This window comes from Endozoicomonas sp. SESOKO2, assembly GCF_024606245.1.
Classification (GTDB): Bacteria; Pseudomonadota; Gammaproteobacteria; order Pseudomonadales; family Endozoicomonadaceae; genus Endozoicomonas_A.
Map to the genome: position 1 here is coordinate 1 of NZ_JAHHPQ010000018.1, position 2,178 is coordinate 2,178.

The following is a 2,178-nucleotide window of genomic DNA, read 5'->3' on the forward strand; positions in this document are numbered from 1 at the left end:
AACTTTGAGTTGATCGATCCTAGTGCGATTTCTTCCATATCTATACAGTTAACGCTACCATCACCCGCCGGAGGTAGCTGTCACGCTTTTTGCCCTCGGCAAAAAGCGTGACAGCTGCCGGAGGTCGGGTGCATGGCCTTGTTAGCTTCTTCTAGTTGGTATTGACTAAACACTTTAATACCATTAGCTGTTAATAATGCTGCTGTAACGCCTGCACCATCAATTTTTGTTCCTGAAAAAGCACCATTATATATAGATGAACTCCCACATGAAGGACTAAAATCGGCCAGCACAGCAACCTTGATATGATTTTGTTTACACAGAGACAAGGCGTTATTCGCTCCAGTCAGAAATTTTTCGGTGACGTCTTCACCACTATTTTCAATTACTGAAATTCTTCCAGAAATAACATCATTTCCTTCACCGCCAGATATCTCAGCTGGAGCTCTTGGAATACTCATACCAGCACTTACTTCTGGACAAATTGAAACAACTCTACCGTCATCTATCCATTCTTGGAGAATTTCACTGTTGGTAGACAAAGAGTTGCCATCATAGCGAACTCTATCTCCTAGCAAGCAAGCGCTGACAAGTACTTGTTTCATGCACAATTCTCGATACTTTCCTGGAAGTTAACGCCTGCGTGTGGGGCGCCGCCGCAGGCGACGTCCCAGGCAGCTTGCTGCCGACACCACGCACTTGTTAAATGCCGTACTGATGCTCTACTTTTGAGATTCGAACTTTGAAGGCAGAGTACCACTTTTCATGACCAAACTTCTGAGCCAATGAATGCTCCGAATTTGCTTTCCATTTTTTTATAGACTCCAGATTATCCCAATAAGAAACAGTAATACCAATATTTTCTCGTGCAGACTCAAGACCCAGAAAACCCGGCTGAACCGCTGCAAGCTCTACCATCCTTGCTGCCATTTCACTATACCCGTTGTCGCATTCATTTCTGACTGAAGTGAATATCACCGCATAATAAGGTGGGCTTGGAGTTTCTGAAATTGAACTCATCTCTAATTCTCTTCTTATTGCACATTGACACAGAGTAATGCTGGTGTATTTAGAATAATGCTGATCAAGGCATTTAACCTCAAAGCTGACGGGCGCACAGTATGTGCGTCCCGTTGAGCGTGTTGTTATATTTCATGGAGTTTGGGTAATGACAAAACTTGAAAAAATATGGATTGAGGAAAATGAAAGTAATGCTATTCGTATTGACTGGAATAACGACAGACATCAAAGAATAGAAATCAGAGGTGACAAGCCAGAAGATATAATAAAAGCTATGGATTTTGCTGTCAGATTACTTAAATCAGAGTTGAGGGATAGAGAAATATAACGCTGGGCTAAGCCGCGCGCCGAAGGCGCGTCGGGTGGAGGGGCTTTAGCCCCGGAACGAACTTGAGCCCCTTGTTATGCGGTTCTATCATTGGGAACTATCAGAGCATTCTTGCATGAACTCATCAGAAAATTTGATGTTTTTATCTGGTTTATAAAACCATTGTTTGCTCCAACTAGGGCCTGTATCAGAAAAACCTCCAGGAGACGGCAGCTCAATCTCGGTTCCTTCAAATTCACCACTGATAATTTTCGCTCTTACTATGAGGACATGACCTGTCTCTCCTCTTGGATATTCATAAATTCCAATTATTTTTATTTTTGTATCAATATCAATAGGAGCTATCATACTACGCTGCTTTTCAAAAAGAAGCTTATTGAAAAGTTTTAGATCCCATTTTTCCTTTTGATAGATATACTCTTCCCAAGATATTGGATATTTAAAATCATATCCGTTATAAGGCATCGGATCGAATGCCTGAATTCCTGTACAAAAAGTGCTATTTCCAAAAGCTTTAGAATTTAAGTCGGCACAACGAGCTTCATATAAAAAAGAGCTTTTTTTAATCGAATAGCATTGTTCTATTGTTTTTGTATGTTTGATTTCATGGGTATGGTCAATAATCCCAAACGAACAACCAGATAGGAAAAAATATGTTATAAATAATATTTTATATTTCATAATCACCTCTATTCTAATTAATTCGGCAATATAAATCACAAATAACAACGACTATGAATTTGTAGTTAAGCTTTTTATTTGTGCACTTACCGCATAACGCCATGCTGTGGGGCGCCGCACAGCGGCGTCCCAGCCCCTTCAGGGGCGAC

At 40.8% G+C, this 2,178-nt stretch carries 4 protein-coding genes; 1 reads left to right on the forward strand and 3 read right to left on the reverse strand.

The window, feature by feature from the left end:
* Positions 1-80 precede the first annotated feature (80 nt).
* Both KDK17_RS00430 and KDK17_RS00435 read right to left on the reverse strand, forming a co-directional pair.
* Positions 81-605: a DUF523 domain-containing protein gene (locus KDK17_RS00430; protein ID WP_257282028.1), complete on the reverse strand. Its 525-nt coding sequence runs from the start codon at positions 603-605 to the stop codon at positions 81-83.
* 97 nt (positions 606-702) lie between these two features.
* Positions 703-1,020, reverse strand: a complete 318-nt coding sequence (locus tag KDK17_RS00435) for an antibiotic biosynthesis monooxygenase (protein WP_257287095.1) — start codon at positions 1,018-1,020, stop codon at positions 703-705.
* 148 nt (positions 1,021-1,168) lie between these two features.
* Here KDK17_RS00435 and KDK17_RS00440 point away from each other — a divergent pair, with 148 nt between their 5' ends.
* Positions 1,169-1,348, forward strand: coding sequence for a hypothetical protein (locus KDK17_RS00440; protein WP_257282027.1), 180 nt, complete (start codon positions 1,169-1,171; stop codon positions 1,346-1,348).
* 87 nt (positions 1,349-1,435) lie between these two features.
* On the opposite strand, the gene KDK17_RS00445 is transcribed toward KDK17_RS00440, so the two are convergent.
* Positions 1,436-2,029: a hypothetical protein gene (locus KDK17_RS00445; protein ID WP_257287096.1), complete on the reverse strand. Its 594-nt coding sequence runs from the start codon at positions 2,027-2,029 to the stop codon at positions 1,436-1,438.
* Positions 2,030-2,178 lie beyond the last annotated feature (149 nt).